This window comes from Chromobacterium aquaticum (assembly GCF_021129195.1).
Classification (GTDB): Bacteria; Pseudomonadota; Gammaproteobacteria; order Burkholderiales; family Chromobacteriaceae; genus Chromobacterium; species Chromobacterium aquaticum.
In genome coordinates this window covers 1-25,111 of record NZ_JAJOHW010000089.1, presented here as the reverse complement: position 1 = coordinate 25,111, position 25,111 = coordinate 1, and the positions used below count along the sequence as shown (strand labels likewise).

Annotated in this window: 26 protein-coding genes; 8 read left to right on the top strand and 18 right to left on the bottom strand. The window is 62.9% G+C overall.

All coding sequences use genetic code 11. The features are described 5' to 3' along the window. Window position 1 precedes the first annotated feature (1 nt). From LQT98_RS13860 to LQT98_RS13805, 12 genes are all read right to left on the bottom strand, one after another. The gene (locus LQT98_RS13860) at window positions 2-640 is read right to left on the bottom strand and encodes a hypothetical protein (RefSeq protein WP_231462922.1); all 639 of its coding nucleotides are present in this window, start codon (window positions 638-640) and stop codon (window positions 2-4) included. Beyond that, window positions 637-1,248, bottom strand: a complete 612-nt coding sequence (locus tag LQT98_RS13855; RefSeq protein ID WP_231462920.1) for a hypothetical protein — start codon at window positions 1,246-1,248, stop codon at window positions 637-639. The genes LQT98_RS13860 and LQT98_RS13855 overlap by 4 nt, the downstream gene beginning before the upstream one ends. Then, entirely contained in the window at window positions 1,245-1,682 is a 438-nt protein-coding gene (locus tag LQT98_RS13850; RefSeq protein WP_231462918.1) for a hypothetical protein, read from the bottom strand. The genes LQT98_RS13855 and LQT98_RS13850 overlap by 4 nt, the downstream gene beginning before the upstream one ends. A 1-nt stretch (window position 1,683) precedes the next feature. Continuing rightward, window positions 1,684-2,295 carry a DUF3164 family protein gene (locus tag LQT98_RS13845; RefSeq protein ID WP_231462916.1) on the bottom strand — a complete coding sequence of 204 codons (612 nt, stop codon included), beginning with the start codon at window positions 2,293-2,295 and terminating at the stop codon, window positions 1,684-1,686. Beyond that, complete coding sequence (locus tag LQT98_RS13840; RefSeq protein WP_231462914.1) at window positions 2,292-2,645, bottom strand: hypothetical protein; 354 nt, start codon at window positions 2,643-2,645, stop codon at window positions 2,292-2,294. The genes LQT98_RS13845 and LQT98_RS13840 overlap by 4 nt, the downstream gene beginning before the upstream one ends. After that, window positions 2,642-2,956, bottom strand: a complete 315-nt coding sequence (locus LQT98_RS13835; RefSeq protein ID WP_107732745.1) for a hypothetical protein — start codon at window positions 2,954-2,956, stop codon at window positions 2,642-2,644. Before LQT98_RS13835 ends, LQT98_RS13840 begins: the two co-directional genes overlap by 4 nt. A 1-nt stretch (window position 2,957) precedes the next feature. Next, window positions 2,958-3,290: an XRE family transcriptional regulator gene (locus tag LQT98_RS13830; protein ID WP_231462913.1), complete on the bottom strand. Its 333-nt coding sequence runs from the start codon at window positions 3,288-3,290 to the stop codon at window positions 2,958-2,960. After that, on the bottom strand, window positions 3,277-3,882 hold the full coding sequence (locus tag LQT98_RS13825) for a hypothetical protein (protein ID WP_231462912.1): 606 nt from the start codon (window positions 3,880-3,882) through the stop codon (window positions 3,277-3,279). Before LQT98_RS13825 ends, LQT98_RS13830 begins: the two co-directional genes overlap by 14 nt. Continuing rightward, entirely contained in the window at window positions 3,882-4,625 is a 744-nt protein-coding gene (locus tag LQT98_RS13820) for an AAA family ATPase (RefSeq protein WP_107732742.1), read from the bottom strand. The genes LQT98_RS13825 and LQT98_RS13820 overlap by 1 nt, the downstream gene beginning before the upstream one ends. A 50-nt stretch (window positions 4,626-4,675) precedes the next feature. After that, window positions 4,676-6,808: a Mu transposase C-terminal domain-containing protein gene (locus tag LQT98_RS13815; protein ID WP_231462910.1), complete on the bottom strand. Its 2,133-nt coding sequence runs from the start codon at window positions 6,806-6,808 to the stop codon at window positions 4,676-4,678. Continuing rightward, complete coding sequence (locus LQT98_RS13810; protein ID WP_231462908.1) at window positions 6,805-7,329, bottom strand: hypothetical protein; 525 nt, start codon at window positions 7,327-7,329, stop codon at window positions 6,805-6,807. The genes LQT98_RS13815 and LQT98_RS13810 overlap by 4 nt, the downstream gene beginning before the upstream one ends. Window positions 7,330-7,422: 93 nt before the next feature. Beyond that, window positions 7,423-7,704, bottom strand: a complete 282-nt coding sequence (locus tag LQT98_RS13805) for a helix-turn-helix domain-containing protein (RefSeq protein WP_231462904.1) — start codon at window positions 7,702-7,704, stop codon at window positions 7,423-7,425. A gap of 259 nt (window positions 7,705-7,963) precedes the next feature. Between LQT98_RS13805 and LQT98_RS13800 the strand changes: the two genes are divergently transcribed. Both LQT98_RS13800 and LQT98_RS13795 read left to right on the top strand, forming a co-directional pair. Continuing rightward, a complete protein-coding gene (locus tag LQT98_RS13800) occupies window positions 7,964-8,419 on the top strand; it encodes a DNA-binding protein (protein WP_107732738.1) in 456 nt (151 codons plus the stop codon). A 686-nt stretch (window positions 8,420-9,105) separates the two neighbouring features. Then, complete coding sequence (locus LQT98_RS13795; RefSeq protein WP_231462901.1) at window positions 9,106-9,780, top strand: M24 family metallopeptidase; 675 nt, start codon at window positions 9,106-9,108, stop codon at window positions 9,778-9,780. Between the two features lie 183 nt (window positions 9,781-9,963). Here LQT98_RS13795 and LQT98_RS13790 read toward each other — a convergent pair whose 3' ends face one another. Continuing rightward, window positions 9,964-11,097 carry a Vgb family protein gene (locus tag LQT98_RS13790; RefSeq protein ID WP_231462898.1) on the bottom strand — a complete coding sequence of 378 codons (1,134 nt, stop codon included), beginning with the start codon at window positions 11,095-11,097 and terminating at the stop codon, window positions 9,964-9,966. A gap of 451 nt (window positions 11,098-11,548) precedes the next feature. Between LQT98_RS13790 and pflA the strand changes: the two genes are divergently transcribed. The 4 genes from pflA to LQT98_RS13770 all read left to right on the top strand — a co-directional run bounded on the left by pflA (window position 11,549) and on the right by LQT98_RS13770 (window position 16,429). Continuing rightward, a complete protein-coding gene (pflA, locus tag LQT98_RS13785) occupies window positions 11,549-12,340 on the top strand; it encodes a pyruvate formate-lyase-activating protein (protein WP_231462896.1) in 792 nt (263 codons plus the stop codon). A gap of 91 nt (window positions 12,341-12,431) precedes the next feature. Then, window positions 12,432-13,625, top strand: coding sequence for an acetate/propionate family kinase (locus LQT98_RS13780; RefSeq protein ID WP_048410888.1), 1,194 nt, complete (start codon window positions 12,432-12,434; stop codon window positions 13,623-13,625). 114 nt (window positions 13,626-13,739) lie between these two features. Continuing rightward, window positions 13,740-15,827 carry a phosphate acetyltransferase gene (gene pta / locus LQT98_RS13775; protein ID WP_048410889.1) on the top strand — a complete coding sequence of 696 codons (2,088 nt, stop codon included), beginning with the start codon at window positions 13,740-13,742 and terminating at the stop codon, window positions 15,825-15,827. A gap of 197 nt (window positions 15,828-16,024) precedes the next feature. Next, the gene (locus tag LQT98_RS13770) at window positions 16,025-16,429 is read left to right on the top strand and encodes a DUF3995 domain-containing protein (RefSeq protein WP_048410890.1); all 405 of its coding nucleotides are present in this window, start codon (window positions 16,025-16,027) and stop codon (window positions 16,427-16,429) included. A gap of 47 nt (window positions 16,430-16,476) precedes the next feature. Here the strand turns inward: LQT98_RS13770 and sph are convergent, their stop codons facing one another. After that, the gene (gene sph / locus LQT98_RS13765; RefSeq protein ID WP_231462895.1) at window positions 16,477-17,997 is read right to left on the bottom strand and encodes a sphingomyelin phosphodiesterase; all 1,521 of its coding nucleotides are present in this window, start codon (window positions 17,995-17,997) and stop codon (window positions 16,477-16,479) included. A 324-nt stretch (window positions 17,998-18,321) separates the two neighbouring features. Between sph and LQT98_RS13760 the strand changes: the two genes are divergently transcribed. Beyond that, window positions 18,322-19,122, top strand: coding sequence for a class I SAM-dependent methyltransferase (locus LQT98_RS13760; RefSeq protein ID WP_231462893.1), 801 nt, complete (start codon window positions 18,322-18,324; stop codon window positions 19,120-19,122). Between the two features lie 113 nt (window positions 19,123-19,235). Here the strand turns inward: LQT98_RS13760 and LQT98_RS13755 are convergent, their stop codons facing one another. The 4 genes from LQT98_RS13755 to LQT98_RS13740 all read right to left on the bottom strand — a co-directional run bounded on the left by LQT98_RS13755 (window position 19,236) and on the right by LQT98_RS13740 (window position 22,862). Then, a complete protein-coding gene (locus LQT98_RS13755; RefSeq protein ID WP_231462891.1) occupies window positions 19,236-19,982 on the bottom strand; it encodes a hypothetical protein in 747 nt (248 codons plus the stop codon). A 350-nt stretch (window positions 19,983-20,332) separates the two neighbouring features. Further along, window positions 20,333-20,647: a hypothetical protein gene (locus LQT98_RS13750; protein WP_231462889.1), complete on the bottom strand. Its 315-nt coding sequence runs from the start codon at window positions 20,645-20,647 to the stop codon at window positions 20,333-20,335. 11 nt (window positions 20,648-20,658) lie between these two features. Beyond that, on the bottom strand, window positions 20,659-21,390 hold the full coding sequence (locus LQT98_RS13745) for a transglutaminase-like domain-containing protein (protein WP_231462887.1): 732 nt from the start codon (window positions 21,388-21,390) through the stop codon (window positions 20,659-20,661). A gap of 131 nt (window positions 21,391-21,521) precedes the next feature. Continuing rightward, window positions 21,522-22,862 carry a glutamine synthetase family protein gene (locus tag LQT98_RS13740; RefSeq protein ID WP_231462885.1) on the bottom strand — a complete coding sequence of 447 codons (1,341 nt, stop codon included), beginning with the start codon at window positions 22,860-22,862 and terminating at the stop codon, window positions 21,522-21,524. Window positions 22,863-23,265: 403 nt separating this feature from the next. Here LQT98_RS13740 and LQT98_RS13735 point away from each other — a divergent pair. Continuing rightward, a partial coding sequence (locus LQT98_RS13735; RefSeq protein ID WP_231462883.1) for a DUF748 domain-containing protein occupies window positions 23,266-25,111 on the top strand: 1,846 nt, incomplete at its 3' end.

Sequence of the window (25,111 nt, the reverse complement as noted above, 5' to 3'; positions counted from 1 at the left end):
GTTAATCGCACATAGGAGAAGACTCGCCAATTCGGGGCACCCTTTGATAGCTCAAGCCTTTCTGAAATTTCCGTCTGAACATCTCAACTTCCACTCCGTCGGCTTCAGCTTGGGCTTCAGTCAGAAGTGCCCAAGCCTCACTCCCTGGGCCGATCAGATAGGCAAGCCGAGGATCTTGCTGCATCCTCAATAGGACTTGTAAGACAGCTCTAGTCTGTGCGGCCGGCGCAGGTTGCTGCGATTCCAGGTGCTTTCCATCGGTGGCGTCAACAAAAGCCACCCATTGGCCAGTCATCGTGCGCGGCAACCCGTAAATGCCAGCCTCCCCGCGAATAGTGCTCACCTTGAAACGATCACCATTCAGTAGGAATTGCACGGCCGCCGGCTGGGCGCTGGTGGCTTGTGGAGCGGTGGCAAGCTGGCGCTCCAAGTCATCAACGCGCGCAGCAAGCTGCTGAGAAAGTGCCATCTCAGCAGCCAGTCGTTCACCCGAAGCACCTTCTACCGGCTGCGCGGCCTCGGCGGCGTCAATGGCCTCAGCGGCCATGACTACGGCCTCCACGAAGTCCTTTTTCCCTGAGCGGGAGTGTTTCAACAACCCTTTCAACGCCGCCAGCAGCTGCTTTTCCAATGCAGTCATGCTGCTACTCCTTCCACTTGTTTCCGGACGCAGAGGCGTCCTACTTGGCATAACCACTCAGCAAAGTCAGGAGTGGTGTGTTCGCGCTCTGCTTTTGTCACTTCCGGTCGTAGGCGTAGCTTTTGCCTCCGACTGCTCTGTGCGATGACGTGCGACGACTCGCCAAGACGGAAGGGGATTGGGGGAAGCCCTGCAGGAGCAACCCCGCAGATGTATAGGCGAGTAGCTTTTTCCGCCTTGTGTCCCCACCACCATTGCGAAACAACCAGCGTCCAGCCCCCCCAGGCATCGACCTCTCCAGGCTCAGGCAGCGGTTTTTCTTTCCAAAGCAGAGATGTGGCCGGGTGCTCCAGCACACCGCCGTACTGGCGGATCTGGTCCACGACCCAGAGCGCCAGTTCTTTCTCGCCATCTCTTGGATTGGCAAAATGGCGCAAGCGCCCCCATGCCCGGCATGGTGGATGTGCAACAATGGGGAGATCTCCAGGGAACGTACGAGCGTCACGCTGGGCGTCGTAGACATCAACTCCCCGCATCGTTTTGTAAACGCTGTCGGCTCGGGCAAACAACACGGCAACGGTCATCGGATAGGAAGTGCTGGTGGTCATGCCGCGGCACCTCCCAAAGCTTTCTCCGGAGGCGTCACAAACACGACGTCTTCGTGAGAGGTGCTTGCGCACCAGGACAGCCACTGATCCAGGGCGTCAGCCGCCCCACGCTGGTCATCCGCTTCCGGCACGCCCGGCACCAGTAGAACCCCGTTCTGGAAGCCATGCCTCGCGACCACGTTCAGAATTGACTTGAGCGAGCACTTCGGGCCGCGGGCGATGACGATGCTGCCTTCCGGCTCCTGCCCCTGGTCGCCCCACTCAATCAGGCCCGAGGCCCAGCACCAGGCGACCTGCGGCGTCATGTCGTAATACGAATGGGCACCGCAACGAGGGCAGGCCAACACGTCCCCCAGTTCCGTCGGGCGGCCGATGCGCTCGGTCTCACGATGCGGGTAACGGCAACGGGCGCATTTCACGATCAGATCAGCCATCTCACACCCCCGCGATATCAAGAGGGATTTGGCGGTACTGATCGGTGTCGCCGACGCGCTCATACACGCGGATATACGACTTCGAGCACTGCACCCGCACCGAGTCGCTGAGCGCCGTCATCGCGCGCTGCCACTTCTCGTCCTGGATGTCCAAGCGGCGCAGGCTGAGAATGCGGCCGGTGCTGATGTTGCCTTCCTTGTCGACGTTGAAGGCGTCGTTGATCAGCGCGCGGAGTTCGCTGCGCGCCCCCTCGGTCCACGTATGTACGCATTCATCTATCAGGGCTTTGGCGGCCTGCAACCCTTCGTCGAAGGTCAGCGTGTCCTGGTTGGCACGCTTCACCATGTAGCGGCCATCGAAGGACACCAGGCTGACATTGCCCTTGGCTCCGCCAAGCTTGGCGTCGTAGCGCTCGGCCGACAGCTCGATAAACGCCCCGATATCGGCGAAGACGGTTTCCTTGAACGTGGCAAGCGTCTGGCTCACCACTTGCGCCTTCTCGATGATCTCGGCCACGAGTTGGTCGCGCTCGAGGTCAATGGGCTTGATGGCCTCAATGGGGATCAGGCGCCCCTTGGCGTCTTGTTTGTAGCCCTGCGGAATCGTGTTCATGTCTTGCTCCTCAGTAATCGCTTCACTTTTGCCAGCTCAACCCGGTTCCGGCTCAACCAATCCGGGGTGAATGACGGTTCATCTGCTGCTTGCCAAAACTTGCGTACTGGCGTCGTTACGGCGGGCTGCGGTGGCGGTTCCGGTGGCTCCGGCACCGGGGTGTCGGGAGGGGCCGGCTCCGGCTGGACTGGCTCCGGAGGGGCTGGGGCGGTGAAGGCCGCCAGCTCGTCCTGGTAATCCAGCCAAACAATCTGCCGCGCCTCCTTCCTCGTCTTCCCCATCGCCACCAGCCGCTCGACCTCGTCGGCCAGGCGCTGCTTGGTGGCCGCGTCCAACTCGATCTGCGTCATGACTCGAGTTCAGACCAGACCACCCGGCAGCCCTCGCACTTGAACTGCGCGGCGCGATAGGGGCCGAAATGCGCTTCCCGCCCGAATGAGTAGTAAGCCGCTTCGCCGGACTCAATCAGCGCTTGGCAGCGGCCGTCTTTCAGCACGGTGATCGTCGGTCGCGCCGGGGTGAAGTCGACGCGCAGCACGGTAAAACCGCGGGCGGTCAGTTCTTCAATGGCTCCGGCCAGGCGCAGCGCGGCGGCGAGCATCACTTCGTTGACGCATTGACGCTGAGCCGGGGAATAGATCTGTGTTTGAACGGCATGCATGTCAGTCTCCTTTGCGGCGGTTTTGGCACTGCTGGCAGGCGCGCCAGTGAGCCATCTTGAGCGGATTGTGAGTCGGTGCCGGGCCGGTGGCATGGCTACGGCAGAGGTCTGCGGCGATGGTCTGCCCGAGGTAGGGGCAAGCCACGGCTTGTTCCAGCAGTTCGATCACGGCCTTGGCGATCTTGTCGGGCCGTCCGGGGTATTTGCCGGACAGCACCAGGCTGATCGTGGTCAGGCTGTACCCCAGCCGAGCGGCGACGGATCGCATGCTGGTGCGCTCGGCCTCGGCGCGCAGCAAGTCCAGCCAGTGGGTACGGGTTTCAGAGGTCTTCATGGTTGATCTCCTCCTGCCACACCACTTGGTCCAAATTCGGGTCGTAAACGTAGGCGTTGCGGCCAACGACGGGCGGACGTGGACCGGTGTAGCGCTGCGACAGGAAGCGATAGCGCGGCGGGCCGGACTTGCTCCGTTTCCGGGTCTGCAGCACATAGCCGGCCTGGACCAACTGGCCGATGTACACGCTGGCTGTGGTGTGTGCGACGCGGCGTTCCGGCGTGCTGGCCAGTGCCGCAAGTTCACGCGTCGAGAACTCGCCGCCGACAATGCGCATGGTTCTCCAGATCGCTTCGGTGGCCAGATCCCGCTGGATCGGTTCCCCTTTGGCGTTTAAACGCGGGTACTCGATGCCGCAGTCTCGGATCAGGCGGAAGTGCTGCTGCTCGTTGTTTCGGACGCGCTGATTGATGCGTTCGACGTAGCCGCCTTTGACCAGGGCGTTGATGTAGTGCAGGATCCCGCCGCGGCTGGCCTCGGTGTCGCTGTATATCAGCAGCAGCGTGAAGTCGTCGCGCCGCGCGCGGATCGCTTCCCAGATCCGCTGAAAGCTGCCGCGGCCCCCGGCGCTGATCATCGGAGCCGGGCGCATCACAGGCCCCCGCGGCGTTTCGGCGCGTCGCCGGTATACAGATCGCGCTCGCCCCACTTGGCCAGCGTCATTTCGGACTCGGCCAGCATCATGGCTTCTTCATGTACGCGGGTCAGGTTCACGCACACCCGGCGCACCGAGCCATGCGCCACCTCAACCAAGCGCGCCAGCAGATCCTCGGCAATGCTCACGCTCGGGCAATAGATCGGGGCCAACAACTCGGCGTCGGCCAGCGACACCGGCAGCGCCGGAATCCAGGCCATCACCCGGCTGTGGAAACGCTCCCACCGCTTGAGTTTTTGCGGTATGGTTTCCTCGCCAACCAGCAGCAGCGTGCCCTGGCTGCCCTCGTAGATGTCCCGTACAAGTTCGATCAGTCCATCGGAGCGCAGGCAGAAGTCGAATTCGTCGATGATCAGCGGGCGGCGGCTGGCGGCGATCTGTTCGCACACCTGGTCGAGCAGATTCGGGATGGTGCCCGCGGGCTTGATGCCCATCTCGAACAGTATTTTCTCCAACAGCGCCTTGCGGTTCCAGGCGCTGCGCATCTGCACGTAGTAGCCGCGGGTCTGGTTCGCCAGAGCGCTGCAGGCGATGGTTTTACCGCGGCCGGCTTCGCCGTACATCACACCGATGCCGGGCAGGCCATCGACACGCGACAGCAGTTTCTCGGCAGCTACGGCGACCAGGTCCAGGTTGGCGATGTGCGCCACGCGATTGACCATCGGTTGGTGTTGAGTCATGATTTAATCTCCAAGTTGGTCCCGCGCTGTTGCAGCAGCGCGGCATAAGATCACGCGCTCTTGCGCTGATACGTTCTGAATTCGGCGGTCGCCTGATAGGTGTGCCGCCATTTCCTTGCCTTCTCGCTGTCGATGTCCTCCTCTGTCATCGCGTTCAGTCGTTTCCACTCCGCCCAGCGCGCCTCCGGGGTGCTGGGCACGCCCCAGGCGGCGGCTTCTTTGGCCGGCGTAGCGGTTTCCTGCGCCGCCAACTTGCTGACCACCGGTTCGGCCACCACTTCCATCGCCTGCAGTTCCCGCGCGCGTTGCGCCAGTTGCTCGCGGTTGATGCTCATGAAGCCGGGGATTGTGACGGTGTCGCTGTGCTCCAGCGCCGGGGTGCCGTGCAGCTCTTCCCGCACCTCGACCAGCTTGGCTTCCAAACGCTTCTCGCGGCCGGTGGCGCGCTTCTCGCGGGCGCGGTCGATAACCGACTTCGGCATGTAGTCGCGCTTGTTGGCGTCCAGCTCTGCGGTGCAGAGGAAGCGGCCTTCGTCGTCGTAAACCCATACGATGTGCGGGTCGTGGATGTCGTAGCCGACTCGCAGCTGCTCGCCGTGAAACTCTTCCAGCGGGCGGGCGAAGTAACGGTTGCCGAGCAGCTCGATCTCGCAGCGGCGCACCGTGCGCAGCATTTGCGGACGGAACAGCGGGCGGGCCTCGTCGTCGGTGACGCGGTGGGCTTCGAAGCCCTGGGCGACATGCAGCGCCCACTTCTCATTCGGCGTCATGTTGCGGCGGCGGCCCGTCGCCGGGTCGGTGATCTTCGGCAGGCTGCGGTGCGGGCGGTCGTTGTACTCGGCGACCCGTTCCTCGCAGAACGCGACGAAGCGTGCCCAGGCCATCAGCGGCATGGCGGCGGTTTTCTGGTCCTGGGCAATGGCTTTGCGCGACAGCTTGAAGGTGGCAAGCTTGGCTTCGCGGTCCATGTCCCAGCCGATGTATCCCGGCAGGCTCTTGGCGGCGTTGATCCAGATGGTCTGGTGCAATTTCTCGATCACGCCGCGCGCCTGGGAGTTGTACGGCAGGCTGTTCACCATCTCGATGCCAAGGCGGGCCATGAAGCCGGTGGCCACGTCCAGCATCATTTCGTTCTTGTAGCCGGATCCGTTGTCGACGTAGAACACCGCCGGGATCCCGGCTTTCATCGCCGCATCGCGCAAGGCGTCCAGCACAGCGAAGGCGCTTTCTGCCAGGCCGACCGACCAGCCCACCGCTTTGCGGGTGGCGATATCGACCATGGTCGTGATCTCCGGCCGGAACGGGCGGCCGTGCAGCGGGTGCTGCACCTCGGCGTCGAAGGTGTGGCCGTCGGCGCTGTAGATGTCGCCTGGCAACAGGTTTTCAAAGCCGCGGCGGATGAAGGGGCGCAGAGTTTTCAGCTCATGCTCGCCCATGCGGCCGATCTCGCGGCTCACGTTGCCGACTTTGGCAAGGAAGCGGCGCACTTGCCATACGCTCGGTATCTCGGTTCCCGGCTGAGCCTGTGCCCAATCCTTGATGAACTCGCGGTAAGCGTGTTCCACCGTGGGTTTTTCCGGGCGTTGGTAGTAACCGAGGAAGAAAGGCGCCCAGGCCGGCACGCTCATATCGCGCTCGCGCTTCTTCGGGGCCAGCATGCCGGCGCGCTCGTACTCGACGAAGCGCTGCACACTGCGCACGCTCGGCAAACCGTCTTCGCTCTTGCGGCCGCGCTCGTCGCGGGCCATCTTCAGCATGCCCACCAACTGCTCGTTGGCGGCACCCACGCGGGCCATGTCGATCAGCACCGCGGCGGCTTTCTTCATCGGGTAGCCGGAGCGCTGCATCAACATTTCCAGCGCCTGCAACACGCCGCGGCGAGCGTCCGCTTTGAGCGCCTGAGCCTCGGTTTCGATCAGCGGCAGTTGTTCTTCACGTTGGATGGGAAGGACCGGTGCAGACAGCGCCGCCACTTTCTTGGCGGCTTGGGCGCGGATCGCGGCGAGCACCTCGGCGGGTGGGCTGTACTCGCGACGGGTGCCGCCTTTGCCCTTGGTCTCGACGAAGGACCAGCATTCACGTTCTGCTTTGGCAATCAGCTTGCCTTTTGAGGTCGGCAAGCCTTCTACCTGTAAGGCCGACAGCTCTGCGGCGCTGTAGTGGGACTTCAGGGCCGAGTTCATTTGTTCAGCCGCTTCATTCTGTTCATCAACTGGCCAAGCAGCTTTTCGTCCATCTGTCCCTCAATGGATTTTTGCTTGGCTTTGATGTGACGATCCAACACCGCCATGGCTCCGAACTCGGCACACAATGCTTCGTCGGCGGTCAACAGCTTGCGGCCGGCGTAATGCGCCATCCACTCCAGCGGGCTGTAGTCGTCGCATACCGCCATCAGCGCCATCAACGCGTCGACGGGGATCCGGCGCTCCGCTTGGCTGGGGGCCGTCCACAAATCAAGATGGGCCTTGCTGATGTTGCGGCACAGCTTCTCGCTCATTTGATCCGCGACACGGTCGCGTGACAGCCCGCGGCCGAACGCGCTATCAAGGACCACAACCAGCGCTTGGCGAATCGCGGCGTCAAGGATGTTTTCGCCCTGGACGGCGACGATGCCGCTGGGGGTCTCGATGGCGAACACATCGAAGTTGAGGGGGAGCTGGTCCTCGTTCAGATCAACTCGGTCATTACGCTTGCGACGGCTCATGCTGTACTCCTTTGCCGCTTCAGTTCACTTGAAGCACTATCAAAGCGAACAATTCGTTAGAATTAAGGGGTGCGAATTACGCTGACCGTTTTGTCATGAACGGTTTTTGTTCGCCTCGATATACTTGTGGGCGTAACGAGGGCGAATGCGGCGTCCTTCCGGCGTCCAGCGTTCCGGCCAAAGCTCGTGGACGGGTATGCCCAGGAATTCGGCAATGGCGACTTCTCCGGACAACACAGGACGAATCAAGGCGTTGCGGATGGTCGAAAGCGGAAGATTGCGATCGCGCGCCAAGGCGTTCATCGTGCTGCCGGCTTTGCGGATCGCCGCCTTGATGTCCTCTTTGTGCCAGCCCGTGCGCTGAGTCGAACTCATACTTGGCTCCTTTTGATAACCGGTTACCGCCGGTTTTTTGTTCGGGCGTTAATCCCGAAGGTCACTTTTAACCAAGATTAAGTGTTCTTAAGTGTTCCGTCAAGAGCGTTCCGTTGCGGAACACTAAAAAACACTCACCACTTGCGTGCCTCCGAGCTTTTTGGCGAGCAAGCCATTGATTTTTATTGATAAATTTAAACTGTTCCGTGTGGACGCGAAAATCGTTCTTACGGAACACTTTTGAGGCGCAAAGCGTTCCGTGAAAAAATTACTTTCTGCCAGCGAGATTGGAGCGATGCGTCTTCCTGGCCTGCCGACTTCCAAGCAAGCTGTGATTGCACGAGCGGCTGCTGAGGGCTGGTACTACGAGGAGAAGAAGGGGATAGGCGGCACTCGCCGCGTTTATGAAGTTCCCGCTCAGTACTTGTCTGCAGTAGAGGTGGCAGTCCCTTTATCGACGGAGCTAACACCAACTGGGCAAATAGAGGCTGCACAGGAAGAGAAGGTTGCTGGCACGATCATGCCAGGAGGGCGTAGCGTCGACTTGGAGACGATAAAGTTTGTCGATGCCGTCCTTGAAGAGTGGCTACAGAAAAAAGGGCTACGTCTCAAGCCTGAGCGGCGGGCGGGCATTCTGGCCGTACTGTGCGACTATCTGGCCAAAGGCGCGACGGAGAAGGATTTGCAGGAAATGTTGAAGGTGCTCTCCGCCTAGAATTGGCGGCGCTTATAAATGCGGCTATGCTGATGGCTTTGCAGTTAGCATAGCCGCAAGTTGGAACTAGACGAGGTTAAGCTTGCCCTGATGCGTGCCTTGGATGATGCATTTGAAGAGACAGCGCAGGCTCGACTATGCAAAATCCCGCACTGCCCATACCAGAAGAATCGCCCTCCGGACAAAGAAGCAGCAAACGATCCGCGCTTCGACTAGGGCGATGGTCAGTTATTGTCGAAAGCTGATCATTCCGGTGACAATAACAACGCAAAAACCTCCACAATCACACCAGAATTTATCATTTTTGCGCACGGCGTCCGCGCAGCAAGATTTCGACAGATGCCGCGCCGCTATTGGCTTTGAGCAGTGTTCACCCCTCTATTCTGGAGTGACAAACTAACCACTACCCCACAGCTAACGTCGCGGTGCTCGAACAAGCAGCCGCTTAAGACCTCGGGCCTGCCACCCGACGGCAGGCTTGAAGGGAGTGGGGGTGCGTCGGATACCTGGTTTTTTTCGGGGCTTGGGGGCTAAGTCCAAAAGGCCGGTGCAGGATCGTGCGCAACTTTGCAGAGGCGGGCAGCCTGATTTGGTCTGCGATTTGAATGTCATAATTTTGCTGCGTTGCGGTATACTTCACTGCCCATTTCGTCGGTTTATCTTTACTACAAGATAGGGCATTCCCCATGACGTCAATCTCTCTCTCGCCGCAAGCGGTGGGCAGCGCTTTCTCCCTGGAAAAAATGATCGTCGCCCGCGACAAGACCATGGCGGCGGTGCGGCGCATCGCCGCGCAGATCCGCCCCGGCATGACCGAACAGCAGGCCAAGGATTTGGCCAAGGCGGAGCTGGAAAGCATGGGTATGGACCGCATCTGGCACGGCATCATCATCCGCTTTGGCCGCAGCACGCTGAAAATCTTCAAGCAGCAGATCGACCCGGACAATGTGCTGCTGGACGACGATATCTTCTTCATTGATCTGGGCATCGTCTGGGACGGCCACGAGGGCGACGCCGGCGATACCTTCGTTGCCGGCGACAATGCGCGCAAGCAGGCCTGTGCCGAGGCGGCGCGCCAGTTGTGGCAGGAGGTGGCGGACAAATGGCGGCGCGAGCGCCTGGCCGGCCCGGCCTTGTATCAGTACGCGGCGGAGCGCGCCGAGGCAATGGGCTGGCGGCTGAACCTGGACATCAAGGGCCACCGGGTGTCGGACTTTCCGCACGCCATTTACAAGGCCGGCAGCTTGGGCGATTTCGCCCAGTGCCCGGACACCGGCTTGTGGATTCTGGAAATCCAGATTGCCGATCCGTCCGGCGAGTTTGGCGCTTTCTATGAAGACTTGCTGGTGAGCGAGGGCTGATCCGGGACGGGCGGCGGTAAGCCGCCCGTTGCCGTGGCCTAGGGTGGGTGGAGCCGTAGGCGATACCCACGCGGACACGATGCCGCGTGTGCTTTCATACCGGGCGGTGGTGGGTATCGCTGCGCTTCACCCGTCCAAGCTTCCGCGCAGCGGATGCAACATCAGCACGACCTTCGCCAAATCCTATTCCTCCCGGTGCGCGCCCGGATAACGCACGCTGGTCTCCGGTATGCCGCAGCCCCACAGCGAGTAAGGGTCGGCCATCTCATTGACGCCTTCGCCATAGCGGTTGTCCGCCGGGCGCAGATGCGCCAGGCAGCAGGCGCCCAGCTCGGTGGCGTAGAGGCCGTGCACGGTGCTGAGCACGCGGTGGCTCATGCTGTGCTGGGAGGGGAAGGCGATGGTCTGCTGCGTTTCCACGCGGCTGTAGTCCGGGCTCATCTTCACTTGCACCACGCCGTTGAGGGCGCTGTCGCAGGCCATGGACGAGGCCAGCAGGTTGAGGCGCGGTTCCGCGCCGGATTCCGGCGTGAAGCCCAGGTGGATGAAGCCGGCGCCGGCGGCCGGGGCGGTGCTGAGCCGGAACCAGTCGATGTCGCCGCCGGCCCGGATGCGGCCGAAGCCGCCGTTGCCGCCGGAGGCGTTGCCCAGCAGCGCGAACCACAGATTGCCGTCCGGCCCCGGCACCATGCCCACCGGGGTGTTGCCGTGTTCGGCGGGGATTTCAATGGCGGCGGGCGCGCCGCCGTTGGCCGGGATGCGGTAGAGCTGGCTGGATTGGTCCAGCGTGGCGTAAATGTCGCCGCTGTCCGGGTGGCGCTGGACGAAGATGGGGCGCGGCGGGCAGGGGTAGAGGGTGGCGGCGGCGGGGTTACGGCTGTCGACGCGCACGATGTGGTGGCTGTCCTTGCAGGAGGTCCACAGGATGTCGCCGTCTTCCACCACCACGTGCGGGCCACGCGCCAGCTGCGGCAGCGGCACCCGCTTGAGGATTTCTGGCGGCGTGGTCAGGTCAGACGCTATCGGGTCTATCAGCAGCAGTTCGGACTGGAATTGCAGCGTCACCCACAGGCAGCCGGGGTGGGTTTTGGAAACGGTCAGCCCATGCAAGCCGGTAAACGGGTTGTCGATGACGTGGGCGATGGCGGCGCGCGGTTGGCCGCTGTGCGGGTCCACCCGCATTTTGACCAGCGCGCCGGACGGCTGTTGGGAGATCAGCAGCAGGTCCGGCCCGATGGCGGCCACTTCATGGGTTTGGCTGGAGGCGGGCAGCGGATATTCGATCACGCTTTTGAGGGCGAGGCGGAGTGCGTTCATGGCGGTTCACCGTGGGTGTGGAATCCCTTTGGCATAATAGATGCCGCCAATGACATTTGCAAAAACGACCCGTGCTTTGATCCAGCTCAGCAGCGGGCGGGCGCGCGCCCGGTCACGCTTATGCCTATGGGGTGTTATGAGGATGTTCGCGAACGAGCGAAAATATTGCACTGCAAGGTAAAACTAACGATTGTTTTAACTAGAACACGACTGAAATCAAGGGTTTGATCAGGCGAGGGGTGGGGGCTATGTGGCGTGCGCACATCACAATGTACGCTTTTGACCTGTATCAAACACATATTTTCGTTTTAGAATATAAAATGTGTTCGTAAAATAACATTTGTGTTCGGCTCTGGCGTTTTGGGCGCATGCCCGTTCGGAACCGCGCACTATGCTTTAAAAGGCGGCCCTCGATGGGGTTTGCCTGTGTCGGCCAAAGGAGCACAAACGCATGCCAGATACCCAAACCGCCGTGGACACGGCCTCGCAAGAACACGCCATGTCTCCCGAATCCGTGGTGGGTTACCTGCACTCCACGGAGAGCGGGGCCGGGGTGGATGGGCCTGGCATGCGCTTTGTCTTCTTCACCTCGGGCTGCCAGTTCCGCTGCCTATACTGCCATAACCCGGATACCTGGAAGCTGCACAATGGCCGCCAGGTCACGGTGGAGCAGGCGATGGCGGAGCTGGAGCCGTATGCGCGCTTTTTGAAGTTCGCCGGCGGCGTGACGGTGTCCGGCGGCGAGCCGCTGATGCAGGACGAATTCGTCGGCGCGCTGTTCCGCGAGGCCAAGCGCCGCTTCGGCCTGCACACGGCGCTGGATACCCAGGGCTTTTTGCATGAGCGGGTCAGCGACGAGTGGTTCGACGCGGTGGACCTGGTGATGCTGGACATCAAGCATTCGGACCCGGAGCGCTATCACGCGCTGACCGGCCAGCCCTTGCAGCCGACGCTGGATTTCGCCCGCCGCCTGCAGCGGTTGGGCAAGAAGATGTGGGTGCGTTATGTGCTGGTGCCGGGTTTGACCGACGGCGACGAGGACATCAGCAGGCTGGCGGATTTCGTCGCCAGCCTGGGCAGTGTGGTGGAGCGGGTGGAAGTATTGCCCTTCCATCAGTTGGGCATGGACAAGTGGCAGAAGCTGGGCATGGAATACCAGTTGGCGGATACGCCGATTCCCACGCCGGAGCAGGTCAAACGTGCCCGCGAGTTGTTTTCCTGTAAAGGCTTGAAGGTGACTTGAACGCCTTCCGGCCGGTGGTTTTGGCTGGCAGCGTCGCCCGGAGCGGCGCTGCTTGTTTATCGAATTATCTATCATGAATCGCTGATATATTATGACGACATCTTCTGAAATTCTGGTGATCAACTGCGGCAGTTCCTCGCTGAAATTCGCGCTGCTGCCCAAGGGCTCCAGCGAGCCGCTGCTGTCTGGCCTGGCCGAGTGCCTGGGCCTGGCGGATTCGCGCATCATTTTCAAAACCGCGGAAGGCAAGAAGACGGAGTCGCTGAACGGCGGCAGCCACGCCGAGGCGATGGAAGCGCTGACCCGCTTCATGGGCGAGCATGAGTGGCTGGACAGCGTGGCCGCCATCGGCCACCGCATCGTGCACGGCGGCGAGCGCTTCCAGGCGTCCGCGCTGATCACCGACGAAGTGCTGGCCGGCATCGAAGAATGCTGCGCGCTGGCGCCGCTGCACAACCCGGGCCACCTGGTGGGCATCCGCGCCGCGCAGAAAGCCTTCCCCAAGCTGCCGCAGGTAGTGGTGTTCGACACCGCCTTCCATCAGACCATGCCCAAGCCGGCCTATATGTACGCCGTGCCGCAGCGTTTCTACAAAGAATACGGCGTGCGCCGCTACGGCATGCACGGCACCAGCCATCGCTTCATCGCCGGCGAAACCGTGGCCGAGCTGAAGCTGGACCCGGCTAATCACGGCATCCTGATCGCCCACCTGGGCAACGGCGCGTCCGCTTCCGCGGTGAAGAACGGCAAGTGCATGGACACCACCATGGGCATGACCCCGCTGGAAGGCCTGATCATGGGCACCCGTTCCGGCGACATCGACCCGGCCGCGGTGACCTTCATCGCCCGCAAGGAAGGCCTGGATCTGGACGGCATCGACAATCTGCTGAACAAGCAGAGCGGCCTGCTGGGCATTTCCGGCGTGTCCAGCGACTGTCGCGCTCTGGAAGAGGCGGCGGCGGAAGGCAATGTGGACGCGCAACTGGCGCTGGACATGTTCGCTCACCGTCTGGCCCGCCTGCTGGGTGGCCTGGCCACCTCGCTGGAGCGCATCGACGCGCTGGTGTTCACCGGCGGCATCGGCGAGAACTCCAGCCTGCTGCGCGAGAAGACCCTGAACCACATGAAGGTGCTGGGCTTCGCCGTGGACGCGGCCGCCAACGAGCGCGCCGTGCGCGGCAATACCGGCGTGATCAGCCAGCCGGGCAGCACCACCGCGCTGGTGATGGCCACCAATGAAGAGTGGATGATCGCCAAGGATACCGCCGACCTGGCCGGTATCTGATAGGACCTCGCGGCGCAAGCCGCGTCTGTATCGCGCGGCCGGCGTTCCGTCGGCCGCCGCCTGATTCTGAACGCCGGGCCGCCTAGCGGCGGCGCGCGCGTCGAAAGCAAAACCATGACATCGCAACAACCGAAACGAGTGTTTTTCCTGGCTTCCTATGGTTCGGACGCCGGGCTGACCTCCATGACTCTTGGCCTGGTGCACGCGCTGGAGCGCGACGGCATCAAGGTGGGCTTCGTCAAGCCCATCGCCCAGGCCGCCAGCGCCAGCGCCGGCGCGGAGCTGTCCAATCACTTCGCCCGCCAGCTGTGCAATATCGACGCGCCTGCGTCCATCCCGTTTGCCCGCGCGCAAGCCATGCTGCGCGAAGGCGAACTGGCCACGCTGATGGAAGACGTGGTGCGCCTGGCGGAACAGGCGCGCGACAATCACGATGTGCTGATCGTTGAAGGCCTGGTGCCGGACGCGGACGCGCAAACCACGCTGCGTCTGAACGCGGAAATGGCGGGCAGCCTGTCCGCCGAGCTGCTGCTGGTGTTGTCCGGCGCCGACCGCGACGCGCGCGGCATCGCGGAATGCGTGCAGCTGGTGCAGAGCCAGTTCAGCGCCGACGGCAACGGCAAGCTGGCCGGCCTGCTGCTGAACCGCGGCGCGGAATGCGGCAAGCTGGACGCGCTGCGCGCCGAGCTGGCGGCCCTGGGCTGCGTCACGCCGCTGTTGGGCTGCGTGCCTTACGACGCCAAGCTGGACGCGCCGCGCGTGCTGGACGTGGTTAGCGCGCTGGGCTTGAAGATCGAGCACGCCGGCCAGATCGAGCAAGCGCGCATGCGCGAAACCGTGGTGGCGGCCCGCACCGTGGAGAAGATGGCCGAGCGCCTGCTGCCGGGCACCCTGGTGGTGACGCCGGGCGACCGCAGCGACGTGGTGTTGGCCACCTCGCTGGCCATGCTGCGCGGCGTGCCGCTGGCCGGCCTGCTGCTGACCTGCGGCGAACCGGTTTCCGGCAGCATCCTGCCGCTGATCCAGTCCGCGCGCCAAGCCGGCCTGAGCATTCTGTCCACCGAGCGCGACACCTATGAGACCAGCACCATGCTGGCCAATCTGGACCGCCACGTGGCGATGGAAGACACCGAGCGCATGCAGGCGATGATTGATTTCGTCGCCGAGCGCATCGACACCTCCGCGCTGGTGCAGAAGATAGGCGAGCCGCGCGAAGTGCGCCTGCCGCCGCCGGCCTTCCGCCATCGTCTGATCGAGAGCGCGCGCCGCTCGCAGAAGCGCATCGTGCTGCCGGAAGGCGACGAGCCGCGCACCATCCAGGCCGCCGCCATCTGCCACGAGAAGGGCATCGCCCGCTGCGTGCTGATCGGCGAACCGGAGCGCATCCGCCAGGTGGCGGAAGCCCAGGGCGTGACCCTACCGGCCGACATCGAGATCCTGGCCCCGAAAGAGGCCGCCGGCCGCTACGTGGCGCCGATGATGGAGATGCGCAAGAGCAAGGGCCTGACCGCGCAGCAGGCGGAAGAGCAGCTGGAAGACAGCGTGGTGATCGGCACCATGATGCTGGCGCTGAACGAGGTGGACGGCCTGGTGTCCGGCGCGGTGCACACCACCGCCAACACCATCCGTCCGGCGCTGCAGCTGATCAAGACCGCTCCGGGCGCGAGTATCGTGTCCAGCATCTTCTTCATGCTGATGCCGGATCAGGTGCTGGTTTACGGCGATTGCGCGGTGAACCCGGACCCGAACGCGGAGCAGTTGGCCGACATCGCCATCCAGTCCGCCGATTCCGCCCGCGCCTTCGGCCTGAGCCCGCGCGTGGCGATGATCTCTTACTCCACCGGCACTTCCGGCAGCGGTTCGGACGTGGAGAAAGTGCGCGAAGCCACCCGCATCGCCAAGGAAAAGCGTCCGGATCTGATGATAGACGGCCCGATGCAGTACGACGCCGCCAGCGTGGAATCCGTGGGCCGCCAGAAGGCGCCGGACAGCGAAGTGGCCGGCCGCGCCAATGTCTTCGTGTTCCCGGATCTGAACACCGGCAACACCACTTACAAGGCGGTGCAGCGCTCCGCCGGCGTGGTGTCGGTGGGCCCGATGCTGCAAGGCTTGCGCAAGCCGGTCAACGATCTGTCGCGCGGCGCGCTGGTGGACGACATCGTCTATACCATCGCGCTGACCGCGATCCAGGCGGACGCATAATACGCGAGCCCAGCCTGGCCTGATCCAGGATGGATCCAAGTGACAGCCCCCGGCGTTTTGCGCCGGGGGCTTTTTTCTTGATGGCTGGAGGTGCGGGGGGCGCTGTTGGGCGTGCAAATTAATGCTCATGGTATTGTGGTACAATGGAGGCGAGGTTGAACTTCCGATAAACACTTAATTAGAAAGGGAACCTGCTTATGCTGAGCCTGTTTTTGATTACTGTTTTTCTGATTATCAGTCTGGTCCATTGTTATTGGGCATTGGGCGGCACCGTGGGCATGGGCGCAGCCGTGCCGGAGGTGGATGGCAAACCGCTGTTCCAGCCCTCGCGCACCGGCACCTTGATGGTGGCCGGGGCATTGGCCCTGTCGGCGCTGGCGGTGGCGCTGCACGGACATCTGAGCCGTTTCTGGCTGGCTGAGACCGTGCGCTGGGGCCTGCTGGCGCTGGGCGCGGTGATGCTGCTGCGCGGCATCGGCGAATTCCGCTACGTCGGCTTGTTCAAAAGCGTGCGCGATAGCCGTTTCGCCCGCAACGACACCCGTTTCTATTCCCCCTTGTGCCTGCTGCTGGGGGCGTCCTTGCTGTTCCTGGCCTGGTAAGGCATGCAAAGCGGGCGGCGCGAGCCGCCCGCTATCCGCGCTTCCCGTCAGCGCTTGCTGTTTTTATAAAGCAGCTGCGCCTTCCAATCCTGCCGCTGCGGCTGGCGCGCGATGCTGACGCGGAAACGTTCGCGCGGGCCGATATTGGGCTGCCATAAATACAGTTGTCCATCGTGGGCGCCGCTGTTCCAGGCGGTCAGATAGTAGTCGTTCTGCCGCGCCCAGTCCTTGAAGCTGACGATATCGCCGTCCCGCAGGCAGCCGTCCGGCCGGTCCTGGATCTGCAAGCGCAGTTCCGTGGAGGCGTTGAGCGGGCCTTGCTTGGTGTAGTAGGCGTATTGATTGGCGTCCAGGCCGCCCCACCAGGTCCAGAACCAGCCGGGACGATCGGCGCGTTCCACCCGCAGGTATTCGCCGGAGCGCAGGCAGCCGTTGTCGCGCATCGCGAAGTTGTTGGACAGATTGAAGCGGGCGGTCGGGCCGCTGCCGGCGCCGGTTTTCAGCCAGCCGTCGTTGGCGGCGGCGCTTTGCAGCCATTGGCCATTGCCCAGGTTCTGCAGGCCCACCTGGCGGTAGCTGCCGGCTTGGTCGGTATAGGACTGGGTGGGGGTGGCGGCATCGGCCCAGGCGAAGGCCTGTACCGGGTAGTGGTCGCTGTAGTCGGTGTAGGCGTAGGTGTGCTTGCCGACGGATTGCACCGTCCACTGCGGCGACGGCGCGTCCAGCGCCAGATTGTGCCAGGCCGCCGGCTGACGGTGGGCTTTCAGTGTCAGGATGTAGTCCAGGTATTCCGGCGCGTCGTCGCCGCGCGCGCCGTAACGCTCCAGCGCCAGGCCGTTGCGCGCGGTGTCGAAGCTGTCGCTGACGCCGGCGTAGCGCGGCTCGCTGGCTTGCAGGATGTCCAGCATCGCGCGGTATTCCGCCGGCTTGCGGCGGTCCACGTTCATGTCGCCGGCGATCAGCACCATTTCGTCCTTGGGCAGCTGCCGCGCGCGCAGCCAGTCGGCGATCTCGCGCAACTGGGCCTGGCGCACCGCCGCGTGGTCCTTGCAGCCGCTGTCTTCCGATTGCAGATGGGTGCCCAGCACGTGATAGTACTGGCCGCCCACTTGCAGCTTGGCGTAGGCAAAGCCCTTGAGCGCGTATTGATCCCAGCTGCAGCCGGCGTTGCGGAACAGGTATTGCCGCTTTTCCACTATCGGCCAGCGGCTGACGATGGCGACGCCGCCGTCTTCCGGCCTGGCGCCGTCCCAGCCCTCGGTGCCGTCCCAGCCGCTCTGGCTGCGGCCTATCACCGGGGTCTGGTGCGGGAAGCGGGCTTTCAGGCCTTGCAGCAGCGCTTCGGAGCTGCTGTTGTCCTGTAATTCCTGAAACACCGCCACGTCCTGGTGTTGCAGGATGGGAGCGGCGGCGATCAGCCGCGCGCGCTGTTCCTGGCCGTAATTGGGATAGAGCGATTGCGGCAGCAGCATCGCGTTCCAGGTGGTGAGCCTGAGGTCGTCGGGATAGGCGGCGAGGGCGGGGGTGGCCAGCAGCGCGGCGCACAGTGCCAGGCAAGCTTTCATCATGTCTCCGGGGAGTGTGGGGAGCGCAAAGCTTGAATGGCGTGGTTTACGGAATTGCTATGTCATTTAAATTTGATCTGGCGTAGAATGAGCGCCTGCGCCGTCACGCTTGTGCGGCTTGAATCTCTTCTGTGTTTTCCCGATAGGAGCGCGCCGGAATGAAGCTGTAATGCCCGTCACTCGTTTGCCCAGCCAGGGCCGTTTGCCGCATTGCCGTTTCTTTCGCTGTCATGCTTCGTCTTCGCTCCCCGATGGGAGCCGTCCATGTCTCTATGGACGCGGCCTTGGCTGGGTGTTTCCCATTCTCTGAACAGAACAGGATTCCCCATGTCGGAACACGCTTCCCTCGATATTTTTTCGTATAATCAGGCCGCCTGGGATCGTCAGGCCGAGCAGGCCGGCCCATGGTCGCAACCAGTGGACGCCGCCGCCATCGCCGCCGCGCGCGCGGGCGATCATCGGGCACGGCTGACGCCGGGACCGCTGCCGGCCGGCTGGCTGGATCAGGTGGCCGGCTGGCGCATTCTGTGCCTGGCCAGCGGCGGCGGCCAGCAAGGCCCGCTATTGGCGGCGGCCGGCGCCGAGGTCACGGTGTTCGATGCCTCGGAACAGCAACTGGAGCGCGACCGCCTGGTGGCGCGGCGCGAAGGGCTGAGCCTGGCGACCGAGCTGGGCGATATGCGCGATCTGTCGCGCTTCGACGATGGCGGCTTCGACTGCGTCTTCCACCCGATTTCCAATCTCTATGTGCCGGATGTGCGCCCGGTGTGGCGCGAGTGTTTCCGGGTGCTGCGTCCGGGCGGGCGCTTGCTGAGCAGCTTTTTCAATCCGGCGGCCTTCATCGGCGACCGCGATCCGGAATACGCGCGCCAGGGCCTGATCCGGCCGCGCTTCCCGGTGCCATATTCCGATCTGCGCGATCTGGCGCCGGCGGCGCTGGCGGCCAAGCGGGCCGGCGGCGAGGCGCTGGTGTTCGGCCATAGCCTGGCCGAGCAGATTGGCGGCCAACTGGAGGCGGGTTTTTTGCTGGCGGGTTTCCACGAGGAGATGCAGCCGACGCCGCGCTTCGTCATCGACGGCTATTTGCCGGCCTTCATCGCTACCTGGGCGAACAAGCCGGGGGCTTAGAACCCGTTTACGATCTGCTGCGCGTCGGCGATTCGGCGTTGAAACCGAGCTGTGTCAGCCTTTCCCAGAACGGGGTCGATGTTTATCGCGTGCGATGAACATCGCAGCCCTTGTTAATGGCTGCCTGCTTTCTTGAGTCCCTCGGCGACCATGCCCGGTTCATAAATGAATTTCATCGCCTTCATGAAGGGCATGCCCCACAGGTCCGCGTGCGCCGCGCCATTAAATGATTGCGCAAACACATGCTCCTCTTGCATCAATACATTCCAGACGATTCCGCTAAACCAGGCGCAATTGTGGATGGGAGTGTAAGCGCCATTCACCGGATTGGTTTTGGACATTCCCATGGCCTGGCCGGCAAAGTAACTGGCCATGTTCAGCTCGGGCACTATTACTTCTTCAAGGATCTTGATTTGTTTTCTCGGGCTATTCAAAGGCGCGCATCTTTGAAGGCTGAATTTTCTGTCGGACTTGTCCATATTGCCGTTTTTAACATAGCCCTGGCCTTCGCGATAGCTATAGGAGGATGGGCTGACGGCGCCGTTTCTATCGTGGAAAACATTGATCCAGGTATGGCCGAACTTTCCCGATCCGAACGCCGTGGTCAGCTGGTTCAACACCGCCTTGGCACGTTGCTCGGGCTGGTTTTCAGGGAATTTCCTGGCAATCTCGTCCGCCATCTTAATGATCGGACCCATGTCTGTTTTGTTTGGTGTCCGGTTGGTCCTGATGCAGATTTGCGGGTAGGCGATGCTGAGATCCCCATTGGGCATGAATTGGTCCGCCAATATTTCCGCATAGGCTGAGCAGGATAGGCTGGCCAGCACCAAAAAACTGATAGCCGAGTGTTTTGTTTTCATTGTTTCTTCCTGGAAATGGATTAATGCTGATTGAGGCAATAAGCGCGGGGTAAAACAAGCGCTTTATGGTGCCATGAATCAGACCAGGGAGAATTTACTCTTAAGCCATCTGAATTTTAATGGGACGGGTACTAAATCAATTCTGGTAAATATATTATTGATTTTTACCATTGCTTTAGCCGCGCGGCCGAGTAAGCGGCGCGGGTTTTAGAACGTGTTTACGATCTCGCGAGCTAAGGCGAGACAAGGCGAAAACGAGCGAAAAAGCGGAATGTACAAGTGGTACATGAGCATTTTGAGCTCGTTTTCAACGCCGTATCACCGACGCGCAGCAGATCGTAAACAGGTTCTTAGTTGCGGCGCAGCTGGCAGGCCAGGCTGCGCGGCACCAGCAGCCTCTGCTCGTTCAGGATGTCGTTGCTTGGGAAGTAGCGGATTTCGCGGATGCCGTCGTCTTCGCGCAGCAAGGTGATGCTCTTGGCGGCGGGGATGTAGATGATGATCTGGCCGGCTTGGTGACAGACGATGCTGTAGGCGTTGAAGTCGCTGTCGCTCAGGTGCTCGCTGTTTTGGCGCAAGGAGCGCGGCAGTCGCTGGTCGTCGCGGCCTTCCGCCTGGCTGGCAGCGAGCAGGAAGGCGAGCGTCAGCGGAATCAGGCGCTTCATGGCGGCGGCGCTTATCCGGCTGGACGCAGCCGGCTGTTCAGATAGCGTTCGCCCTGGCGGCGCAGCGGCGGCGGCGCCAGCCGCAGCCATTGATTGAAATGCAGGCCCAGCAGGGTGTTGTTGCCGGCTTTTTCCTGCAAGGCGATGGCCAGGCTGTCGTAGATGGGGTCGTCGTCGTGGAGGTCGTCGGCGCAGGCCTGGGAGAAGCTGTCGCCGTCCGCGTTCCAGCGGCAATCCGCGCCCAGGCGCAGGCCGTAGCCGTGGCTCAGGCCGGAGGCGAGCAGGCGCGCGTATTGGCGCTCGAAGCCGGCCGGGTCGAACAGATAGCTGTCGCTGTGCAGCCAGCGGCCGTCCAGCCGCGCCTGCACCATGCCGTGGAACAAGTGGGACGGTAGGCACAGATAGACCGGCGCCGGCACCGCGTGGTGCAGAATGTGCTTGTCCAGCCGCACGAAACGCAGCCGCGCCGGGATGCCGGCGGTGGTCAGCAGCGCGCGCAGCAGGTCGCCCTGGGCGTTGCAATGGCCGCGGCCCAGCGCCAGCGTGCGCTCCGGGCTGACGGTTTCGAACTGGGCGGTGAAGCCGAAGCGCACGCGGTCGCGCACGAAGTCGTGCAGTGCGCGGCAGTAATCGCGGTCGTTGTCGGGGGAGGCGTCGCGTTGCACCTGGCGCAGGGCTTCGCTCAGGCTCGGCCCGGCGCTGGACGCGGGGCGGATGGGGAGGACTTGGAGGCTTGGATGCATGGCATGCTCTGGCGGCAGGTGTTAATCATATTGAATATTCTGGACCGGAGATTGTCAATGCACAGTTTGATGACGGCAGGCCGGAAAAGCCGCCGGCCCGGAGGATGGGCCGGCGGCGCGCAAAGCGCCGATCAAACGTGCAGCAGCAGGAAACGCCGTTCCCACGGGCTGATCACGTCGAAGTACTCGCGGTACTCGGCTTCCTTGATCGCGCTATAGGTGCGGATGAAGTGCTCGCCGAACAGATTGGTCAGCGGCTCGCACTTGAGCAGCATGTCGATGGCGTCGTCCAGGTGGCGCGGCAGTTGGTGCGGCTGTTCATAGGCGCTGCCGCTCAGCGGCTCGGACGGCATCAGGCCCTGTTTCATGCCCAGGTAGCCGCAGGCCAGGCTGGCGGCGATGGCCAGATAGGGGTTGACGTCCACGCCGGCCAGGCGGTTTTCCACTCGCCGCGCCTGCGGGTCCGAGTGCGGCACGCGCAGGCCGCAGGTGCGGTTGTCGTAGCCCCAGGACAGATTGATCGGCGCCGAGGTGTAGCGGCTCAGCCGGCGGTAGGAGTTCACATAGGGCGCGAAGAAGGGCATCGCCGGCGGCAGATAGCTTTGCAGGCCGCCGATGAAGTGGAAGAACTTCTGCGAGGGCTGGCCGTCCTTCAGGCTGAAGATGTTCTTGCCGCTGTCCTTGTCCACCACGCTTTGATGCAGATGCATGGCGCTGCCGGGCTGGCCCTGCATCGGCTTGGCCATGAAGGTGGCGTACATATTGTTGCGGATCGCCACTTCGCGCACGGTGCGCTTGAACAGGAAGACCTGGTCCGCCAGCGCCAGCGGGTCGCCGTGGTCCAGATTGATTTCCATCTGGGCGGTGCCCATTTCGTGGATCAGGGTGTCCAGCGCCAGGCCCTGGGCCTCGCACCAGTCGTACATTACGTCGAAGATGCCGTCGTATTCGTTGACCGCGTCGATGGAGAAGCTCTGCATGCCGGCTTCGGTGCGCTTGGTGCGTCCCACGGGCGGGCGCAGCGGGATGTCTTCGTCCGGCTGGATTTCCACTAGGTAGAACTCCATTTCCGGCGCCACCACGGCCTTGAGGCCTTCGTCTTCGTATAGTTTCAGGATGCGCTTGAGCACATTGCGCGGCGCCAGGTCCACCGGGCGGCCGTCGAAAAAGGTACAGTCGTGGATGATCTGGGCGGTGGGTTCCAGATTCCACGGCACCGGGCGCAGGGTGCTGGCGTCCGGGATCAGCCGCATGTCGGGATCGGCGATGGAGGTGAAGTCCTGGTCCGGGTAGTCGCCGGTCACGGTCATGGACAGCACGGCTTCCGGCAGGCGCAGGCCTTCGGCGGGATTGTATTTGTGGCGCGGCACGATCTTGCCGCGGGCAAGCCCGGTCATGTCCGGGATCAGGCACTCCACTTCGGTGATGCGGTTGTCGTCAAGCCATTTATTTATTTGTTCTGCGTTATTCATAAACCCTCTGGTTTCATGTGTGCGCGCCGGAGCTGCTGTCGCGCTGGGCGGCATGCCTCAGCGTATGCGGCCGCTGCGCTTGTACTAAAAATAATCTACGGTCCAGTGTTCGGCAGCCGGGGCTGCGCGGGCAGGCGGGACGGGGCTGGAATCGGGCCCAGTGATGGGTTGGCAATCCGGTTGCTCCTCTCGGTCAGGCAAAACGGCACAATGCCGGTTTGAAGGGTATTGATCGTTTTGGTTTTGAAATGTTCAATATTTTGAACAAATGCATGCTAGTACCGGCGCATGGACATTCGCAATGATTATTGATTGGAGTCCGCTCTGTTGTTGGTTTGCGGCAACAGGGAAATCTGACAAGGGGACTGTTAAGACCTCTTTATGAGTATTAGAATTGACCGATATGGAAAACGATACCGAGCAGTTGAAACCCGCCTCAGATTCCAAGCCCAATCCGCCGCGCCGCCGCTGGTGGCGCTGGCTGGCGCTGCCCATTGTGCTGCTGGCCTTGCTGTGGGGCTTCTTGGGCTGGCTGGCGCCGGGCATGATCAGCGACGCCGCCGCCAAGTGGGCAAGAAGTATTGGCCGCACGCTGAGCATGGGCGAGGTCAGGATCACGCCCTGGGACATGTCGCTGGAAGTGCGCGACTTGAAACTGAGCGAGGGCGACGGCCGGCCGCTGTTCGCGGCGCAGCGGGTCTATCTGAACCTGGATCCCTCCATGTTGCTAATAGGCCGCTGGCAGGCAGAGGAGTTCTCATTGGACCAGCCGCGGCTGGCGCTGACGCGCAACCGCGCCGGGCAGTGGAACTGGGCCAGCTTCGTCGCCGACGCCGCCGGCCCGGCCAAGCCGGAGGGCGGTTCGGACAAGCTGCCGCGGCTGCTGATCAAGGCCTTGAACATCCGCAACGGCCAGGCGCAGCTGTCCGATCAACTGGGCGGCGGCGAGCGCTTTTCCATGGTGCCGCTGAATCTGGCCTTGGTGGACCTGTCCACGCTGCCGGAAAACGGCAGTTATACGATGCAGGCGGCGCTGACCGATGGCACCCGTTTCAATTGGAAGGGCAGCATCAATCTGCAGCCGCTGAAGTCCGACGGCGAGGCGCAGATGGCGGAGCTGCCGCTGGCCTCGGTCTGGCCCTATGTGCAGCCGCATTTCAATACCGCCGCGCCGGAAGGGCGCTTGTCGGTGTCGGCGCGCTACCGCTTTGAAATGTCCGGCAAGACGCCGGAGCTGACGGTGTCGCCGTTCCGCGCCAGCCTGCTGCGTTTCGCGCTGAAAGCGCCGGGCGGCGGCAGCGAGCTGACGATTCCGGAAGTCCGCGTCGAAGGCGGCGCGCTGGATCTGGCGCGCTCGATGCTGAAAGTGCAGTCCATCGAGCTGGATCAGGGCCTGGCGATGGCCGGACGCGATCGTGACGGAACGGTGGATTGGCAGAAGGCGATTCCGGCCGCGCCGGCCGTCGCCAAGCCGCAGCCGGAGGCCGCGCCGCTGCCGTGGCTGGTGAATATCGAGGCGATCAAGCTGCGCAATTGGCGTCTGAACTATGTCGACCATGGTTTCCGCCAGCCGCTGGCGCTGGAGGCCAGGCTGCCGGCCTTGTCCGGCCGTTTTTCGCTGTCGCCCGACCATGGTTTCTCGCTGAGCGGGATGGTGGCGCGCCTGGAAGAATTGAAGCTGGGCGCTCAGGGCGCGGAGCCGGCCTTGAGCCTGGCCAGCGCCGAGCTGGCGTCCAGCCAGCTATTGCAGCAAGGCCGCCGCATCGAACCGGGCAAGCTGACGCTGAGCGGCCTTGAGGCCAAGGTGGAGCGCGACCGTGCCGGCCAGGTCAATCTGGCCCGCTTGTTCGAGCCCGCCGGCCGCGCCAAGCCGGCCGCCGCGCCCGCGCGCGCCAAGGATGAGGCGGCGCCGGCCTGGAAGTTCTCCTATCCGGAAATGGAGCTGCGGGACAGCCGGCTGAGCTGGACCGACCGCAGCCTGCCCAAGCCGGTGAGCGCGGCCTTGTCCGATCTGGGCGGCACGGTGGAGGTGGGCGACGGCCAGCGGCTGGCGCTGGACCTGGCCGGCAAGCTCAATGGCGGCAAGCTGGCGGCCAAGGCCGATATCGACGCCGCCGTTGGCGCGTTCAAGGGCAAGCTGCGCGCCGACGGGGTGCAACTGGCGCCGTTGGCGCCCTATGCCTTGAGCGGCACGCCGCTGCGTTTCGGCGGCGGCGCGCTGTCGGCGGATCTGAACCTGGATGTCGGCG

Bases quoted from the DNA above. Each gene is read 5' to 3' on its own strand.
- LQT98_RS13860 (WP_231462922.1), bottom strand. From the start codon at position 640: ATGACTGCATTGGAAAAGCAGCTGCTGGCGGCGTTGAAAGGGTTGTTG.
- LQT98_RS13855 (WP_231462920.1), bottom strand. From the start codon at position 1,248: ATGACCACCAGCACTTCCTATCCGATGACCGTTGCCGTGTTGTTTGCC.
- LQT98_RS13850 (WP_231462918.1), bottom strand. From the start codon at position 1,682: ATGGCTGATCTGATCGTGAAATGCGCCCGTTGCCGTTACCCGCATCGT.
- LQT98_RS13845 (WP_231462916.1), bottom strand. From the start codon at position 2,295: ATGAACACGATTCCGCAGGGCTACAAACAAGACGCCAAGGGGCGCCTG.
- LQT98_RS13840 (WP_231462914.1), bottom strand. From the start codon at position 2,645: ATGACGCAGATCGAGTTGGACGCGGCCACCAAGCAGCGCCTGGCCGAC.
- LQT98_RS13835 (WP_107732745.1), bottom strand. From the start codon at position 2,956: ATGCATGCCGTTCAAACACAGATCTATTCCCCGGCTCAGCGTCAATGC.
- LQT98_RS13830 (WP_231462913.1), bottom strand. From the start codon at position 3,290: ATGAAGACCTCTGAAACCCGTACCCACTGGCTGGACTTGCTGCGCGCC.
- LQT98_RS13825 (WP_231462912.1), bottom strand. From the start codon at position 3,882: ATGCGCCCGGCTCCGATGATCAGCGCCGGGGGCCGCGGCAGCTTTCAG.
- LQT98_RS13820 (WP_107732742.1), bottom strand. From the start codon at position 4,625: ATGACTCAACACCAACCGATGGTCAATCGCGTGGCGCACATCGCCAAC.
- LQT98_RS13815 (WP_231462910.1), bottom strand. From the start codon at position 6,808: ATGAACTCGGCCCTGAAGTCCCACTACAGCGCCGCAGAGCTGTCGGCC.
- LQT98_RS13810 (WP_231462908.1), bottom strand. From the start codon at position 7,329: ATGAGCCGTCGCAAGCGTAATGACCGAGTTGATCTGAACGAGGACCAG.
- LQT98_RS13805 (WP_231462904.1), bottom strand. From the start codon at position 7,704: ATGAGTTCGACTCAGCGCACGGGCTGGCACAAAGAGGACATCAAGGCG.
- LQT98_RS13795 (WP_231462901.1), top strand. From the start codon at position 9,106: ATGACGTCAATCTCTCTCTCGCCGCAAGCGGTGGGCAGCGCTTTCTCC.
- LQT98_RS13790 (WP_231462898.1), bottom strand. From the start codon at position 11,097: ATGAACGCACTCCGCCTCGCCCTCAAAAGCGTGATCGAATATCCGCTG.
- pflA (WP_231462896.1), top strand. From the start codon at position 11,549: ATGCCAGATACCCAAACCGCCGTGGACACGGCCTCGCAAGAACACGCC.
- LQT98_RS13780 (WP_048410888.1), top strand. From the start codon at position 12,432: ATGACGACATCTTCTGAAATTCTGGTGATCAACTGCGGCAGTTCCTCG.
- pta (WP_048410889.1), top strand. From the start codon at position 13,740: ATGACATCGCAACAACCGAAACGAGTGTTTTTCCTGGCTTCCTATGGT.
- LQT98_RS13770 (WP_048410890.1), top strand. From the start codon at position 16,025: ATGCTGAGCCTGTTTTTGATTACTGTTTTTCTGATTATCAGTCTGGTC.
- sph (WP_231462895.1), bottom strand. From the start codon at position 17,997: ATGATGAAAGCTTGCCTGGCACTGTGCGCCGCGCTGCTGGCCACCCCC.
- LQT98_RS13760 (WP_231462893.1), top strand. From the start codon at position 18,322: ATGTCGGAACACGCTTCCCTCGATATTTTTTCGTATAATCAGGCCGCC.
- LQT98_RS13755 (WP_231462891.1), bottom strand. From the start codon at position 19,982: ATGAAAACAAAACACTCGGCTATCAGTTTTTTGGTGCTGGCCAGCCTA.
- LQT98_RS13750 (WP_231462889.1), bottom strand. From the start codon at position 20,647: ATGAAGCGCCTGATTCCGCTGACGCTCGCCTTCCTGCTCGCTGCCAGC.
- LQT98_RS13745 (WP_231462887.1), bottom strand. From the start codon at position 21,390: ATGCATCCAAGCCTCCAAGTCCTCCCCATCCGCCCCGCGTCCAGCGCC.
- LQT98_RS13740 (WP_231462885.1), bottom strand. From the start codon at position 22,862: ATGAATAACGCAGAACAAATAAATAAATGGCTTGACGACAACCGCATC.